Here is a 15217-nt window from a genome sequence, read left to right on the forward strand (position 1 = left end):
GTCAGCGTCGGGGCAGGGGCCGTTCGGGGCGGACCGGCGCCCGATGGCGTGCCGTCAGCGCCCGGTCGGCCAGGCGGATGACATTGTCCGCCGTGCCGTCGTCAGCGGTCTCGCCGACCGGCAGCCCGTCGTCCCTGCGGCCTTCGGCAAGCAGTCGCAGGCGGTGGCGCAGGTCCCGTTCCCCTGCCTCGATCTCGTCCAGCCTTTGCCGCAGGTCGTCGCAGGTGCGCTGTGCCTGATCCAGTTCCTCGGCCAGCGATTCGACCGCGGCCTGCTGACGCTGCAGGAATACACGCGCCCGCACTGTTCTAGGATCGATCCGATGATCGCCCCGGGGATCGGCGTCCGGTCCGGGCGCATGGGCGAAAAGTGCCGCGCGCTCGCCATCAGGGCGCATCCGGCGCGCCCGGATCACGTCCTCGATCGCCACGGCAAAGCTGCGCTGGCCGGTTTCCAGCCGCGCCATCCGCAGGTGTGCCGAAAGCCCGTAGGCCAGCGCCACCGCCATCAGCGTCAGGCCAAGCTGCAGCCACATGCCGGCACTTGCCTCGGGGCCAGCCGCCGTCTGCGGGGTCAGCATCAGCCAGGGCAGGGTGCCGATCAGGGCCAGTCCCGTCGCGACCAGCAGCCCCAGCGTGAACAGGCCGAACACGGCAACGGCGAAGGCCCGGAGAAGGTCCGAAAACCGCCGCGGTCCGCCGTTTCCACCTGCCAACATGCAAACACTCCACCCTTGCCAGACAGCCAAGACCCGCGCCGGGGATTCGGCAAGGATTATTGCGAGGTCCCGTGCATTTCGGAGCAGGATTCGTATGAAGCAGAGCAATTGTTTCCGGATACGAAACGCCGTTTCCATCGTCGCAGGCCCCCCTTCCGCAGTCGATCCGCCGGTTCAGGTCATCGCCCGGACCAGGGCCACGACGGACGCGATGGCGATGGCAGACAGATGGAAAACCACCGCGGCATGCGCCCAGACCGGGCTGGGCCAATAGGTCCAGACATGCCGCGCCCAAAAGCCGACCATGCCGGCCCAGGCCAGGACCGTAGCCAGGGACGAGACCCCGGCGGCGACCGGATCGGCAAAGCGAGGCGCGACGAACAGCCAGAGCGCCAGGCCGATGGCCCAAAGCGACAGGCGGCGGTTTCCCGCCCCGCCCTCGGCCGCGCCGAAAAGGCCCGGCACCGCGACCGTGACCGGCAACAGCACAAGCAGCCAGTGCATGACCGGCGACGGGGTGGTGAGTCGGATCAGGAAATCGCCCTCCATCAGCGCACCGAAGGGATCGGTCCTTCCGCCCGGCCGTGGATGAATTGCTGCACGTAAGGGTCTGGCGTGGTGTCCATTTCCGCGACCGTCCCGGTCCAGCGGATCAGCCCGCCGTGCAGCATGGCCACCCGGTCGGCAATGGCCCGGACCGAGGTCATGTCATGGGTGATGGTCATCGCGGTGGCGCCCATCTCGGTGACGATCTCGCGGATCAACTCGTTGATCACCCCGGCCATGATCGGGTCAAGGCCGGTGGTCGGCTCATCGAAGAAGATGATCTCGGGGCTGGCGGCGATGGCGCGGGCCAGGCCCACGCGCTTTTGCATGCCCCCCGACAGTTCGGCGGGGTAGAGGTCGGCCACCTCGGGCGCCAGGCCGACGCGGCGCAGCTTCTCGATGGCGATTTCGCGCGCCTCGGTCTTGGGACGCTTCAGCGCCCCGTGCATCAGCCGGAAGGCGACATTTTCCCAGACCCGCAGGCTGTCGAACAGCGCGCCGCCCTGGAACAGCATGCCGAAGCGGGCAAGGAAGGGGTCGCGATCGGCCTTGGTGACATCTTGCCCGTTCAGCAGGATCTTGCCGGTGTCGTGCCGCACAAGGCCCAGGATGCATTTCAGCAGCACCGACTTGCCGGTACCCGAGCCGCCGATGATGACCATGCTCTGGCCGCCCGGAATCGTCAGGTCCACGCCCTGCAACACGCGGTTCCTGCCGAAAGCCTTGTGGACGCCGATGAGTTCGATCATGCCGAGAAGAACAGTTCGGTCAGCACGTAGTTGAAGCCAAGGATCAGCACCGAGGCCGCGACCACCGCGGCCTTGGTGGCGGCGCCCACGCCTTGTGCGCCGCGGGCCGAGTTCATGCCGTGGTAGCAGCCCATCAGCGCGACCAGAAAGCCGAACACCGCGCCCTTGACCAGGCCCGAGCCGATATCCCAGAACTCGAGGAATTCGACGGTGTTCTTCAGGTAGGTGGCCGAGTTGAAGTCCAGCCGCGTGATGCCGACCAGCCAGCCACCCATGATGCCGATGGCATCTCCGGTGGCGACCAGCGCGGGCACCGTCAGGGTGGCCGCCAGCAGGCGCGGAACGACCAGGTATTTCATCGGGTTGGTCGACAGGGTGACAAGGGCGTCGATCTGTTCGGTCACCTTCATCGTGCCGATCTCGGCGGCGATGCTGGAGGCCACCCGGGCGGCGACCATGAGACCGCCCAGGACGGGGCCAAGTTCCCGCGCCATGCCGATGGCGACGATCTGGGGCACCACCGCCTCGGCATTGAAGCGGCTTCCGCCGGCATAGATCTGCAGCGCCAGGGCGCCGCCGGTGAAGATCGCGGTCATGCCGACCACGGGCAGCGAGTTCCAGCCGATCTGCATCACCGAATGCAGGAATTCACGGGTATAGAACGGCGGCCGCAGCAGGTGGCCCAGGGCCAGGGCCGCGTAAAGCACCACCCGGCCCACCGCGGCCAGCGCAGCCAGCACCGGGCGTCCCAGCGCCGCCAGGGCGCCCGGCGGCGACAAGGTCATCCGCGCCGCTCCTGGTAGCGGCGGGCGTAGCGGGGGCCAAGCGAGGTGAGGATTTCGTAGCCGATGGTGCCGGCGGCGTCCGCCAGATCGTCAACGGTCTGGTGCGGCCCCAGAATGTCCAGCGACCTTGGCATTTCGGACAGGTGAGTCACATCGACGGTGATCAGGTCCATCGAGACGCGCCCGACCAGCGGGCAGGGGGTGTCTCCGTCCCAGAGCACGGCGTTGTTCGACAGCGTTCGCGGCAAGCCGTCGGCGTAGCCCGCGGCGACGGTGGCGATCAGGGCGGGGGCCTCTGCCTCCCAGCTGCAGGCATAGCCGACCGGCTCGCCCGGGGCGACTTCGCGAGTCTGGATCACCGGCAAGGACAGGGTGACGCTGCGGTGGGCGGTATCGAAGGGCCGGCCGCCGTATAGGCCGATGCCGGGGCGCGTCAGGTCGAAGTGGTATTGCGGGCCCAGCAGGATGCCTCCGGTCGCGGCAAAGCTGCGCGGAATGCCGGTGCCGTCGGTCATTTCGTGAAAGGCGTCCAGCTGGCGCAGGTTCAGCGGGTGGTCCGGCTCATCGGCGCAGGCCAGATGGCTCATCAGCATCACCGGACCGGCTTCGACCAGGATCGGCGCCACCGCCTGCCATTCCGGCATCTCCAGCCCCAGCCGGTTCATGCCGGTGTCCAGCTGCACGCCGAAGGGCAGCCCGGGCAGGGCCTCGAGATGCCGGGTGATCTGCTCGAGACTGTTCAGCATCGGCGTCAGGTCGAGGTCGCTGATCATCTCGGTGTCGCCGGGCATGTGGCCCGACAGCACGTTGATCTGCGGCCCCGGCCCCAGCGCCTGACGCAGGGCCGCGCCTTCCTCGGCCAGCGCCACGAAGAACCGCCGCGCCCCGGCCTGCGCCAGCGCGCGGGCAACCCGCGCCACGCCCAGGCCATAGGCATCTGCCTTGACCACGGCTGCCGTCTGCACCTCGGGCCCGGACAAGCGGTCAAGCGCGCGCCAGTTTGCGGCGATGGCGTCAAGGTCGATGGTCAGGGTCGCGGTGGCCATGGGGGCCTTTGTTGTCAGCCCAAGGCCCGCGGTCAAGCGGAAAGGGCTGTCAGCGTTCGCTTAGAAAGGGGGGGGCGCGCGAAAATGTCACTTGTGTCAGGCTGCCGGCAGCGCCACTGAAGGGCATGTCCACAACCGTCGTCCACAGCCAGTCGCAATTGCCGCAAGAGCACGGGTCCGAGGCGAATGCGGACGTGATCCTGACCGGCCTGACGGTCGCCGGATTGGCTGTTGCCATCTTCGACGCCTTCGCGATGCCGCTGCCACCGGCGGCAGTGCTGGCAGCGCTGGCCGTGGCCTATCTGGCCGGCGGTCTGCCGCCCCTGGCCAACGCGCTCAAAGAGCTGTTCGGCAAGGGCGTGCTGGACATCGACCTGCTGATGGTTGTGGCCGCGGTGGCGGCCGCGGTGGTGGGGGCGGCGATGGAAGGGGCGGTGCTGCTGGCGCTGTTCTCGATCGCCGGCACGCTGGAGCATCGCGCCATGGGCCGCGCCCGCCATGCCGTCGAGGCGCTGATGCAGCTGCGCCCCGACACCGCGCTGCGGCTGGGGCCGGATGGTGCAGTGACCGAGGTCGCGGTGGCCAACCTGGTGCCCGGCGACCGGGTCGTCCTGCGCCCCGGCGCGCGGGTGCCGGTCGATGGCAAGGTGGTTGATGGCGAGGGCCGGCTGGACGAAGCCACCGTTACCGGCGAATCGCATCCGATGAAAAAGGGCCCGGGGGCTGCGGTGTTCGAGGCCTGCGTGAACCTGGACAGCGTGCTGACCATCGAGGTGACGCGCGGGCTAAACGACAGCACGGTCGCCCGGATGATCCGACTGGTGACCGAAGCGCAGGCCGCCAAGGCGCCGTCCGAGCGGTTTTCGGACTGGTTCGGCCAGACCTATACCGTGGCGGTGCTGGTCGGCGCGATCCTGGCCTACTTCGGCTTCCGCCTGTTCGATTATGAGCCGGAACATGCCTTGTATCACGCCGCGACGCTGCTGGTCGCGGCCAGCCCCTGCGCGGTGGTGATCTCGGTGCCGGCGGCGATTCTGTCGGCCCTGTCGGCGGCGGCGCGCGGCGGCGTGCTGTTCAAGGGCGGGGCGGCGCTGGAACGGCTGGCGGCGGTCAAGTCCTTTGCCTTCGACAAGACCGGCACGCTGACCACCGGCCGGGCCGAGGTGACGGGCCTGCAGGTGGCGGATGGCGACGAGCACGGCTTTATCGCCCTGCTGGCGGGGCTTGAGGCGCATTCCGAACACCCCATCGCCGACGCGATCCGCCGCGCCGCGCTGGCGCGCGATCTGGTCCCGGTGCTGGTGACGGGCGTGCGGGCGCTGCCCTCGGAAGGCATCGTCGGCAGCGATGCCCTGGGAGAGGTCTGGGCCGGCAACGACCGGCTGGTGCAGCGGATGGGGGCCACCGAGGCCGCACAGGCGCTGGCCGCGGACCACGGCGAGGATACGATGGTCTGGCTGGGGCGCGGCGCGCAGGTGCTGGGCGCCGTGCGGGTGGCCGATGCGGCGCGTGAGACCTCGGCCCAGGCGCTGGCCTCGCTGCGCAAGGGGGGGGTCCGGCAGATCGTGATGATGACCGGCGACCGCCGCGCCGTGGCGCTGCGGATCGGCCGCGATCTGGGGTTTGCCGATGACGACATCGCCTCGGACCTGATGGCGGCCGACAAGGTGAAGCTGGTCGAGAAGCTGTCGGCCGAGGGCGCGGTGGCCTTTGTCGGCGACGGTGTGAACGATGCCGCGGCGCTGGCGCGGGCCGACGTGGGCATCGCCATGGGCGCGGCGGGCTCAGAAGTGGCATTGCAGGCGGCGGACGTGGCGCTGATGGCCGAGGACATGGGCCAGTTGGCCGACGCCCACCGGCTGTCGCGCAAGGCGGCGGCGATCATCAAGCAGAACCTGGCCTTCGCGCTGGGCGCGATGCTGGTGCTGGTGACCGGCGGGCTGTTCTTCGAACTGCCGCTGCCTCTGGCGGTGATCGGGCATGAGGGTGGCACCCTTCTGGTGGTGCTGAACGGTCTGCGCCTTCTGGCCGATCCGATCCGCAAGGGTTAGGGGCGGTGGGTGAACCGTGGCCTCGCGGCCGCGGAAACCACCCACTCTACGGGACACGATGCCCGGTCGTGAAGGACCGGGCCGCCCGCCACGAACAGCCACCCGTCGGAGCTATGGCGGACGTCTTCCTCAGCGGGAACACCGCGCAGGGGCGAGCTCCTGGGCCGGCGGGCGTCCGCTGGCCCCGGGGGATGCTGTCCAGCCCGGTTCATGCCCCGGCGCCATCCTCCTGGCCGGGATCACCGCAGTCACGCGGACCCTGGATGCCCCCGGCGCCGCCCGGTCCGGCGTCAACCCTCGCAGCGCCGGCCTTGCGGCTACACAGGCCGAGATGCGAGCCTGCCCGGTCAGCGCGTTCCCGGACCTGTGTCTTCAGGGGCGCCTGTCGCGGCCTTGAGCTCTTCGGCCAGCAGATGCGCCAGCGTGCAGAAAGTGCGGCCGTTGCCGGTCTGGCGAGGCTCGAAACGTCTCTGCGCCTGCCTCAAGCCCGCAACCGGCAACCGGGGGCCGCCTCGGGGGGCATCGAGCCCCCGCTCGGCGGCGCTGCCGCGGAAGAGCCGGGGGCCACAGCCCTTGGCGGCGTCGCGGGTGCCTCCGGCGGGAGTATTTGGCAAAGGGCAAGCTTCACAGGGCCTGCTTGCGCTTGCCCTTTGCCAATACTCCGACAGGCCGGGGACGTCCGGGTGCTGGCCCCCGGATCCGGGGGCAGGGGTGTCAGAACCCCACGTCCGGCCCGCCGTCGCCTTGCCAGGCCCGCGCCAGGTTGCCGAAACGGGTGAAGCGGCCCTCGAACGACAGCTCCACCGTGCCGATGGGGCCGTGGCGCTGCTTGCCGATGATCACTTCGGCCTTGCCATGGACCTGTTCCATGATCTGCTGCCAGGCCGCCATCTTGTCCAGCTCGTGGTCGGCCGGCTTCTCCCGCTCGCGGTAGTATTCCTCGCGGAACACGAACATCACCACGTCGGCATCCTGTTCGATCGACCCCGATTCCCGCAGGTCGCTGAGTTGCGGCCGCTTGTCTTCGCGGTTCTCGACCTGGCGGCTGAGCTGGCTCAGCGCGATCACCGGCACGTTCAGTTCCTTGGCAATGGCCTTCAGCCCCTGGGTGATCTCGCTTACCTCCTGCACCCGGTTGTCGCCGGTGCGGGACGACCCCTTGACCAATTGCAGGTAGTCGATGATCAGCACGTCCAGTCCGTGCGTCCGCTTCAGCCGGCGGGCTCGGGCCGCAAGCTGGGAAATCGGCAGCGCCGGGGTGTCGTCGATGTAGAGAGGGCAGGCTTCCAGGTCCTTGGCCGCATCGACGAAGCGGCGGAACTCGCCCTCGGTCATGTCGCCGCGGCGGATCTGGTCGGAGGGAACCTCCGAGGCCTCGGACAGGATGCGCGCCGCCAGCTGTTCGGCACTCATTTCCAGGCTGAAGAAGCCGACCACGCCGCCGTCCACCGCGCCCTCGCTGCCGTCCGGCTTGCGGCCGCGACGAAAGGCGCGGGCGATGTTGAAGGCGATGTTGGTGGCCAGCGAGGTCTTGCCCATCGACGGCCGCCCGGCCAGGATGATCAGGTCGCTTTCGTGCAGGCCCCCCAGCTTCTTGTCCAGGTCCACCAGCCCGGTCGAGATGCCGGCCAGCCCGCCGCCGCGCTGGTAGGCTGCGTTCGCAACGTTCACTGCGTCGGTCACCGCCTTGAGAAAGCTCTGGAATCCCCGCTCGGTCGCGCCTTGTTCGGCCAGCTTGTAGAGGCGCTGCTCGGCCTCGGTGATCTGCTCGCGCGGCTCGCTGTCGACTTCGACCTTGGCGGCGCGGTCCGAGATGTCGCGACCGAGCTGGATCAGTTCCCGCCGCACCGCGAGGTCATAGATCATCTGCGCGTAGTCACGCGCGGCGAAGGCGCTGATCGCCGCACCGGCCATCCGAACAAGGTAGGCCGGGCCGCCCAGTTCCTTGAGACCGGAATCGTCTTCGAGAAAGGCCTTGAGCGTGACCGGCGAGGCCAGCGCGTTCTTCTGGATGCGCGCCGAGGCGATCTCGAAGATGCGGGCATGGACGGGATCGAAGAAATGCTCGGACCGGATCAGGCTGGCGATGCGGTCGTAGATGTCGTTATTGACCAGGATCGCGCCCAGCAATTGCTGTTCGGCTTCGATGTTGTGCGGAAGGGCCTCGGTTCCGGCCTCTCCGGCGCGGGCCGGAACTGCGGCGCGCAGCGTGGCGATCTCACTCATGCTCTAACCCCTCATCCCGCGCGTCTGATGCGCGCTTCAGGCCATGCTCGGCAAGTCTGCACATGTCGGTGGACAAACCTGTGGACCACGTCGATCCGTCGACTCGCCATCCGTGTCTTCTACCACATCTGGCGGTTGGTTCCTGGGCAATCGCTAACGGGCGACGGGGAATCGGCAGTTATCCAGATTCCACCCCCAGCGCCGCCCCCCGGAATCCGAATCGGGTGACCTTGGGTCACGCGCCTTTTCGCGCATCTTGCCAGGCGCGCGGCGCGCTCAGGAACTCTTCCACCCCGGCGAGGGTCTCGGCGTCGAAGGTGCCGCTGGCGCGGGCCTCGGCCAGCATGTCCCACCAGGTGCAGAGGTGAATCAGTTTCACGCCGTGGTCGGCGAGCCGGGCTTCGGTCTCCGGGAAGATCCCGTAATGAAAGATAACCGCCGTGTGGCCGCAGGTGGCGCCGGTGTCGCGGATGGCATCCACGAACGACAGCTTCGAGCCGCCGTCGGTGGTCAGGTCCTCGACCAAAAGCACCCGCTGGCCTTCGGTCATCGCGCCCTCGATGCGGGCGTTGCGGCCATAGCCCTTGGGCTTCTTCCGTACATAGGTCATCGGCAGCGCCAGCCGCTCGGCCACCAGCGCGGCGAAGGGGATGCCGGCGGTCTCGCCGCCGGCGATGTTGTCGAAGGCTTCGAAGCCGGCCTCGCGGACCACCGTCAGGGCAAGGAAATCCATCAGCATCGAACGGATGCGCGGGTAGCTGATCAGCTTGCGGCAGTCGATGTAGGTGGGCGAGGGCAGGCCCGAGGCCAGGGTAAAGGGCTCGCGCGCGTTGAAATGCACGGCGCCGATTTCCAGGAATGCCCGCGCGGTCAGACGGGCGATTTCCGGTTTCGGGGGGAAGCTGGCAGAGATCATGGGCATCCTTTCCGGGCGTCTCGCCGGCGCAAGCAAGGAGGCCCGTCAGGGCCGATGGGCAGCGGGTCAGGCCTCGACATGCCAGTGCACGGGGAAGCCGGGGTTGAAGACGGTGATCGGGCCGGCCTCGGTGAAGATCTTTTCCGGAAAGGCGTGGGGCTGATCGCGCTTCACCAGGCGCAGCGTTCCGTCGTTCAACGGCAGCCCGTAGAATGCGGGGCCATGCAGGCTGGCAAAGCCCTCCAGCCGGTCCAGCGCGCCGTCTTCCTCGAAGACATGGGCCAGAAGGGCCATCGTGTTCGTGGCGGTGAAGCAACCGGCGCAGCCGCAGGCGTGTTCCTTCAAGGCGTCCACATGCGGGGCGCTGTCGGTGCCCAGGAAATACCGCGGGTTGCCCGAGGTTGCGGCGCGGCGCAGGGCCAGGCGGTGATGTTCGCGCTTGGCCACCGGCAGGCAGTAGTAATGCGGCTTGATCCCGCCCACGAGGATGTTGTTGCGGTTCAGGATCAGGTGGTGGGTGGTGATCGTGGCGGCCAGGCCCTCGCCGGCCTCGGCGGCATAGGCCACGCCTTGCTCGGTCGTGATGTGCTCCATCACCACGCGCAAGGACGGCAGGCGGCGGCGCAGCGGGTCGAGAACCGTGTCGATGAACACCGCCTCGCGGTCGAAGATGTCAACCTCGGGCGTGGTGACCTCGCCATGGGTGCAGAGCGGCAGGCCGATCTCGGCCATGGTTTCCAGCACCGGCATCACGCGGTCCAGGTCGCGCACGCCGGACTGGGAATTCGTCGTTGCCCCCGCGGGATAGAGCTTCACCGCCTTGACCAGACCCGAAGCCGCGGCGGCCGCCACATCGGCCGGCTCGGTGCCTTCGGTCAGATAAAGCGTCATCAGGGGTTCGAAGGTCGCGCCCTCGGGCAGGGCGGCCAGGATACGGTCACGGTAGGCGCCGGCCTGCGCCGCAGTCACCACCGGCGGCACCAGGTTCGGCATCACGATGGCGCGGGCGAAATGCCGCGCGGTTTCAGGCAGCACGCCCTTCAGCACCGCGCCGTCGCGCAGGTGCAGGTGCCAGTCGTCGGGGCGGCGGATCACGATCTCTTGCATGGGGTTCCGGTAGCTTATTCCGACGCGCAAGGCCAGATGCCGCGTGTCGCCGCCGATGCGCCAAAGGGGCGGTTTTCCCCTCTTGGCCGGGGTCGCGCAACCGGCCAGACTGGCGGCAAGCCCAAGGAGTCCTCCATGCGTCCGCTGCTGCTGTGCCTTGCCCTTTTCGCCCTGCCCGCCGCCGCGCAGGACATCGACTGCGCCAATGCCATGGCCCAGCAAGAGCTGAACTGGTGCGCCGAGCAGGACTGGCAACGCGCCGATGCCGCGTTGAATGCGGCCTACAAGGCGGCACTGGCGCTGTTGCAGCGGTGGGACGCCGATCTGCCCGAGGCCGAGCGCGGCGGGGCGCAGGCGCTGCGCGAGGCACAGCGCGCCTGGATCACCTTCCGCGACAAGGCCTGCGAGGCCGAGGGCTTTGCCATGCGCGGCGGCAGCGCCGAGCCTCTGCTGGTCTATGGCTGCATGGCAGGGCTGACGGAAGATCGGGCCGCGCAACTGCGCGCGCTGGTAGACAGCTACGCCGACCTCTAGGCGGTCTGCGCCCGCGTCAGCCCTTGCCGCCGGTCAGTCCGGCCAGCCGCGCCTGCAGCCGCGGGGCGTTCATCCGGCGGGTGACAGAGCGGCAGATCAGAGTTTCCATCCAGGGCCGCTTGCGCGCCACGGCTTCGGTCAGGATTGCCCGCAGGTAGGCCGGGTTCGACCGCCGCGTGCGCCACAGCCGGGCAAAGCCCGCTGGCGTCAGACGGCCTTCGGTCGCGGCAACAAGCGCCCGATCCAGCACGCCGGTCGCGGCCAGGACGGCTTCGGTCGCCTCGCCGGTGCGCCGGGCGTTCAGCACCGTCAGCCAGGGCCGGCGGAACAGCGCGGCATGGGCGGCGTCGGGGCCGTGCAGCGGATCATGCACCAGCCAGACCCGGTCAGCCCCGCCGGTCATGTCCGGAGCATAGCCATAGCGGCGGGTGAAATCGAGGCGCCGCGCCGCGCGGTGGCGGCGGTCCCAGCCGGCAATGGCAGGGTCCATCGTCGCCCGCGGCGCGATCAGAAGCGCACGCGCCCCCGGTGCAGCCACCATGTAGGCCGCCGCGGCATAGCCTGCCGGCCCGGCGCCATAGAACACCACCCGATCGAAATCGTCGAAAAAGGCGTCATCCACCAAGCGGTCGAAATAGCCCCAGACCGCCGGGTCGCGCCAGAAGGTCTCACCTTCGGCCAGGACGGTCAGGATCGACCAGCGCTGCGCCCGCGCCAAGTCATATTGCGCCGGCATCCGGCTGTCTCGCGCGCGGACCGCCTCGGCCCGCTCGAAGGTGACCAGAAGCGTCGTGCCCTGTTCGGCGAAGAAGGCCCAGTGCCGCTTGCCCAGCCGTTCGAGATAGCCGTCGTCCTCTGCCACCAGGTCCATGGCAGACATCCAGTCCTGATCGGACCGGGCCATCGGTTCGGCAAGTTCGGACATCGGTCCTGTTCCCCAGGGCAGAGGTGAAAGGCAAGCAGCAACTCGAACGGCACCGACTGCGGCCATTGTCACGTTCCGGCCCGCGCGGTCAATCGGTTGCGACAGCGGCCGATGGGACGCAACGGCAAACAGTCAGTTGCGATTGTTTCAGCCGCGCCCGGGGGGAGGTGGCGCAGGCGCCGACCCCCAGACCAGCCGTGCAACCTCGGGTGGCAAGACGCGGGTTGGCGGGCACATCAAGAGCCGCCCGAACAGCGCGCGCCAGGGTTCCTGCGCCATCAGCGTGCGAAACCGGTTGCGGCGCCAGTCCAGACCGGCTTGGTGCAGCCGCCCCAGCCTGGCGTCGGCCCGAAGGTCGGCCCGAAGCGCCCGGCTGTCCAGCGCCAGGATCGAATCGTCCGCTGCGGCGCTGAAATTGCGCTCGACCCAATAGCCGACATCGGCCACCGAACTGTCGCGGTTGGCGCGGCCGCGGTCGGCCTTGACCAGGAAGCTCTCCATGGACCCCAGCGCGTAGTGGTTCAGCTGCACCAGGCGATAGTGGTCGCGGCCCAGATCCGAAAAGATGCGCGCGGTTCGGAAGGCTTCGGGCAGTTCCTCGCCCGATCCGTCGAACCAGCGCGCCTGCGGCAGCCGCTCGGGGTCGGGCGCGCGGGGGCGGTGAACGCCAAGCCGGCCATAGCTGCCGTCATTGCGAAACAGCGTCTTGAACAGCATTGCCCGCCAGGGCCAATGCAGCACGGCAGGTGCGGCGCGCGTGAAGGTTTCGGTCACCGCACGGCCGTCGCAGGCCACCACCCCGGCATTGCCGAACAGCCGCCAGGTCAGTGGAATTGCCGTCGCCTGCGGCAGCGCGTCCAGCAGGGCCGGCACGGTGCGGTCGCCGACATGGACGTTGACGAATTCGTCGATGTCCAGCACCAGAATCCAGTCGGCCGCCGCCACCAGCGGGTGCCGCGAGGCCGATTTGAGCGCCGCCCATTGCGGCCCTTCGTCATGCGGCCCGTCGTTCGGCACATGGGTCAGCCAGCCCATTTCCGCCAGCCGGTCCAGCATCGCATCGGTGCCGTCGGTGCAGTCGTTCGAGAACACCAGGAAATCGGTAAATCCGCAGGCGCGGTGATGGGCCAGCCATTCCAGCAGGAACGACGCCTCGTTGCGCAGTGTCGTCACCGCAAGGATGCGCTGCCCGGCACGACCGGGGCGGGGCTGCACAGTGGGGGGCGTGCTGTCCATGGGACCCGATTAGCACGCGGGCCGCCAAGACGATAGCCGGGCGCGCCCGTTCGACGAATGGACGCGCCCCGTCGTCCGAAGCCGGCAGGTGGGAGCGGTCAGCCGCCTCAGAAAAACGCCTGCAACCCGGTGATCGCCCTGCCCAGGATCAGCGCATGGACGTCATGCGTGCCCTCGTAGGTATTCACCGTCTCAAGGTTGACCATGTGGCGGATCACCTGGAAGTCTTCCTGAATGCCGTTGCCGCCGTGCATGTCGCGCGACCAGCGGGCAATATCCAGCGCCTTGCCGCAGTTGTTGCGCTTGATGATGGAAATCATCTCGGGCGCCGCGTTGGCCTCGTCCAGCAGCCGGCCGACCCGCAGGCAGCCCTGCAGGCCGAGGCTGATTTCGGTCATCATGTTGGCCAGTTTCAGCTGGAACAGTTGGGTCTGCGCGATCGGCTTGCCGAACTGCTTGCGGTCCAGCCCGTAGTTCCGCGCCGCCGTCATGCAGAACTCGGCCGCCCCCATCACCCCCCAGGCAATGCCGTAGCGGGCACGGTTCAGGCAGCCGAACGGCCCCTTCAGCCCTTCCACGTTGGGCAGCAGCGCGTCCTCGCCCACCTCGACATTGTCCATGACGATCTCGCCGGTGATCGATGCGCGCAAGGAAATCTTGCCGCCGACCTTCGGCGCGGTCAGCCCCTTGGTGCCCTTGTCGAGCACAAAGCCCTTGATCTTGCCGCCATGCGCCTCGGATTTGGCCCAGACCACGAAGACATCCGCGATCGGCGCGTTCGAGATCCACATCTTGGACCCGTTCAGGACGTAGCCGCCCGCCGTCTTCTTCGCCGTGGTCTTCATGCCGGCCGGATCAGACCCCGCGTCCGGCTCGGTCAGCCCGAAACAGCCGATCCATTCGCCGCTGGCCAGCTTGGGCAGATACTTCTTCCGCTGCTCTTCGGTGCCGTAGGCATAGATCGGATACATCACCAACGACGACTGCACAGACATCATGCTGCGGTAGCCGCTGTCGACCCGCTCGACCTCGCGCGCGATCAGTCCATAGGCCACGTAGGATGACCCCAGCCCGCCGTATTCCTCGGGCACCGTCACGCCCAGAAGGCCCATCTCGCCCATCTCGCGGAAGATGCCTGGGTCGGTCTTTTCCTCGCGGAAGGCGGCGATGACGCGCGGCTGCAGCTTTTCCTGCGCATAGGCCCGCGCGCCGTCGCGCAGCATCCGCTCTTCCTCGGTCAGCTGGTCGTCCAGGCGGAAGGGGTCTTCCCAATGGAACTGGCCCAGGTCGGGGGCGTCCTTGGGCTTGAGCTTGGGCTTGGCGGTCATGCGCGGGGCGTCCTGTCGATGATGGAGATTTCGGCAATCCTTGCATGTGCGGCACTGGAAAGCTATCGAAACGAAGTCCGAAGATATTGAGGAAACCTCATATGCTTCCCCGCCGCTACCTGCCCTCGGTCGCCTCTCTCCTGGCCCTTGAAGCGCTGGACCGCCACTGCACCGCCGCCGCCGCCGCGACCGAGTTGTCGTTGACCCAAGGCGCCATCTCGCGCCAGTTGCAGGTGCTGGAAGGCCAACTCGGCGTGGCGCTGATCAGCCGCGAAAAACACCGCCTCCGGTTGACCCCGGCCGCGCAAGACTATGTGGCCGAGGTTCGCAAGGCCCTGAAGATCATGGCAGATGCTTCGCTTACGTTGCGCGCCAACCCTTCCGGCGGGGCGCTCAATCTGGCCATCCTGCCGGCTTTTGGCATGCACTGGCTGGCGCCGCGCCTCGCCCGTTTTGCCACCGCCCACCCCGAGGTCACGGTGAACCTCTCCACCCGCCTGCGCCCGTTCGACTTTGCCGCCACCGCCTTTGACGCCGCCATCCACTACGGTCGGCAGGATTGGCCGGGTGTTTCATTCCATAAACTCATGGACGAAGAGCTTCTCGCCGTCGCGTCGCCGGGCCTTCTGCCCACCCCTTTGGCGACCGCCGAACAGGTCCTTACCCTGCCGCTCCTGCAACTGGAAAGCCGCACCGGCGACTGGGGCCGCTGGCTGGCGCACCATGGCGTGGCCGGTCAGCGCCCGCCCGCGATGCTGTTCGACCAGTTCGGAACCGTTGCCCAGGCCGCCATGCACGGCCTGGGCCTGGCCCTCCTGCCCACCTTCCTGATCGAGGCCGACCTGGCCGCCGGACGCCTGATCCCCGCCTTCGGCCCCCCGGTGCGCGCGCTTGGCGCCTATTACCTGGTCTGGCCCGCCAGCCGCCCCGAACGCCAGCCGCTGGCCAGCTTCCGCCGCTGGCTGGCGGATGAGACCGGGCCCCACCTTGGTCGCATCCCCGCCGACGCCCCTTGACCGCCCGGCCCCGCCGCCCCAGCATCCGCCCCTG

At 68.5% G+C, this 15217-nt stretch carries 14 protein-coding genes; 3 read left to right on the forward strand and 11 right to left on the reverse strand.

All coding sequences use genetic code 11. The annotated features are described in order from the left end of the window. Window position 1 precedes the first annotated feature (1 nt). The 5 genes from LHP98_RS01640 to alr all read right to left on the reverse strand — a co-directional run bounded on the left by LHP98_RS01640 (window position 2) and on the right by alr (window position 3844). Window positions 2–718: a hypothetical protein gene (locus LHP98_RS01640; protein WP_227250754.1), complete on the reverse strand. Its 717-nt coding sequence runs from the start codon at window positions 716–718 to the stop codon at window positions 2–4. 174 nt (window positions 719–892) lie between these two features. Beyond that, window positions 893–1267, reverse strand: coding sequence for a hypothetical protein (locus LHP98_RS01645; RefSeq protein ID WP_227250755.1), 375 nt, complete (start codon window positions 1265–1267; stop codon window positions 893–895). Continuing rightward, on the reverse strand, window positions 1267–2013 hold the full coding sequence (locus tag LHP98_RS01650) for an ABC transporter ATP-binding protein (protein WP_227250756.1): 747 nt from the start codon (window positions 2011–2013) through the stop codon (window positions 1267–1269). The genes LHP98_RS01645 and LHP98_RS01650 overlap by 1 nt, the downstream gene beginning before the upstream one ends. Continuing rightward, the gene (locus tag LHP98_RS01655; RefSeq protein ID WP_227250757.1) at window positions 2010–2798 is read right to left on the reverse strand and encodes an MlaE family ABC transporter permease; all 789 of its coding nucleotides are present in this window, start codon (window positions 2796–2798) and stop codon (window positions 2010–2012) included. Before LHP98_RS01655 ends, LHP98_RS01650 begins: the two co-directional genes overlap by 4 nt. Then, window positions 2795–3844, reverse strand: coding sequence for an alanine racemase (alr, locus tag LHP98_RS01660; protein WP_227250758.1), 1050 nt, complete (start codon window positions 3842–3844; stop codon window positions 2795–2797). The genes LHP98_RS01655 and alr overlap by 4 nt, the downstream gene beginning before the upstream one ends. Before the next feature lie 125 nt (window positions 3845–3969). Between alr and LHP98_RS01665 the strand changes: the two genes are divergently transcribed. Beyond that, window positions 3970–5895: a heavy metal translocating P-type ATPase gene (locus tag LHP98_RS01665; protein ID WP_227250759.1), complete on the forward strand. Its 1926-nt coding sequence runs from the start codon at window positions 3970–3972 to the stop codon at window positions 5893–5895. A gap of 714 nt (window positions 5896–6609) precedes the next feature. Here LHP98_RS01665 and LHP98_RS01670 read toward each other — a convergent pair. From LHP98_RS01670 to pyrC, 3 genes are all read right to left on the reverse strand, one after another. Beyond that, window positions 6610–8121, reverse strand: coding sequence for a replicative DNA helicase (locus LHP98_RS01670; protein ID WP_227250760.1), 1512 nt, complete (start codon window positions 8119–8121; stop codon window positions 6610–6612). 235 nt (window positions 8122–8356) lie between these two features. Further along, window positions 8357–9037, reverse strand: coding sequence for an orotate phosphoribosyltransferase (locus LHP98_RS01675; protein ID WP_227250761.1), 681 nt, complete (start codon window positions 9035–9037; stop codon window positions 8357–8359). Between the two features lie 66 nt (window positions 9038–9103). Next, window positions 9104–10144 carry a dihydroorotase gene (pyrC, locus tag LHP98_RS01680; protein WP_227250762.1) on the reverse strand — a complete coding sequence of 347 codons (1041 nt, stop codon included), beginning with the start codon at window positions 10142–10144 and terminating at the stop codon, window positions 9104–9106. Window positions 10145–10279: 135 nt separating this feature from the next. Here pyrC and LHP98_RS01685 point away from each other — a divergent pair, with 135 nt between their 5' ends. Next, the gene (locus tag LHP98_RS01685) at window positions 10280–10678 is read left to right on the forward strand and encodes a lysozyme inhibitor LprI family protein (RefSeq protein ID WP_227250763.1); all 399 of its coding nucleotides are present in this window, start codon (window positions 10280–10282) and stop codon (window positions 10676–10678) included. Window positions 10679–10694: 16 nt separating this feature from the next. Here LHP98_RS01685 and LHP98_RS01690 read toward each other — a convergent pair whose 3' ends face one another. The 3 genes from LHP98_RS01690 to LHP98_RS01700 form a co-directional block, all read right to left on the reverse strand. After that, entirely contained in the window at window positions 10695–11603 is a 909-nt protein-coding gene (locus LHP98_RS01690; RefSeq protein ID WP_227250764.1) for a phosphoadenosine phosphosulfate reductase, read from the reverse strand. Window positions 11604–11750: 147 nt separating this feature from the next. Continuing rightward, window positions 11751–12839, reverse strand: coding sequence for a glycosyltransferase family 2 protein (locus LHP98_RS01695; protein WP_227250765.1), 1089 nt, complete (start codon window positions 12837–12839; stop codon window positions 11751–11753). Between the two features lie 107 nt (window positions 12840–12946). Further along, window positions 12947–14167, reverse strand: coding sequence for an acyl-CoA dehydrogenase (locus tag LHP98_RS01700; RefSeq protein ID WP_227250766.1), 1221 nt, complete (start codon window positions 14165–14167; stop codon window positions 12947–12949). A 101-nt stretch (window positions 14168–14268) separates the two neighbouring features. Here LHP98_RS01700 and LHP98_RS01705 point away from each other — a divergent pair, with 101 nt between their 5' ends. Next, window positions 14269–15183: a LysR substrate-binding domain-containing protein gene (locus LHP98_RS01705; protein ID WP_227250767.1), complete on the forward strand. Its 915-nt coding sequence runs from the start codon at window positions 14269–14271 to the stop codon at window positions 15181–15183. The last annotated feature ends 34 nt before the right edge of the window (window positions 15184–15217 follow it).

It is taken from the genome of Rhodobacter sp. Har01 (assembly GCF_020564565.1).
Taxonomy (GTDB): Bacteria; Pseudomonadota; Alphaproteobacteria; order Rhodobacterales; family Rhodobacteraceae; genus Pseudogemmobacter.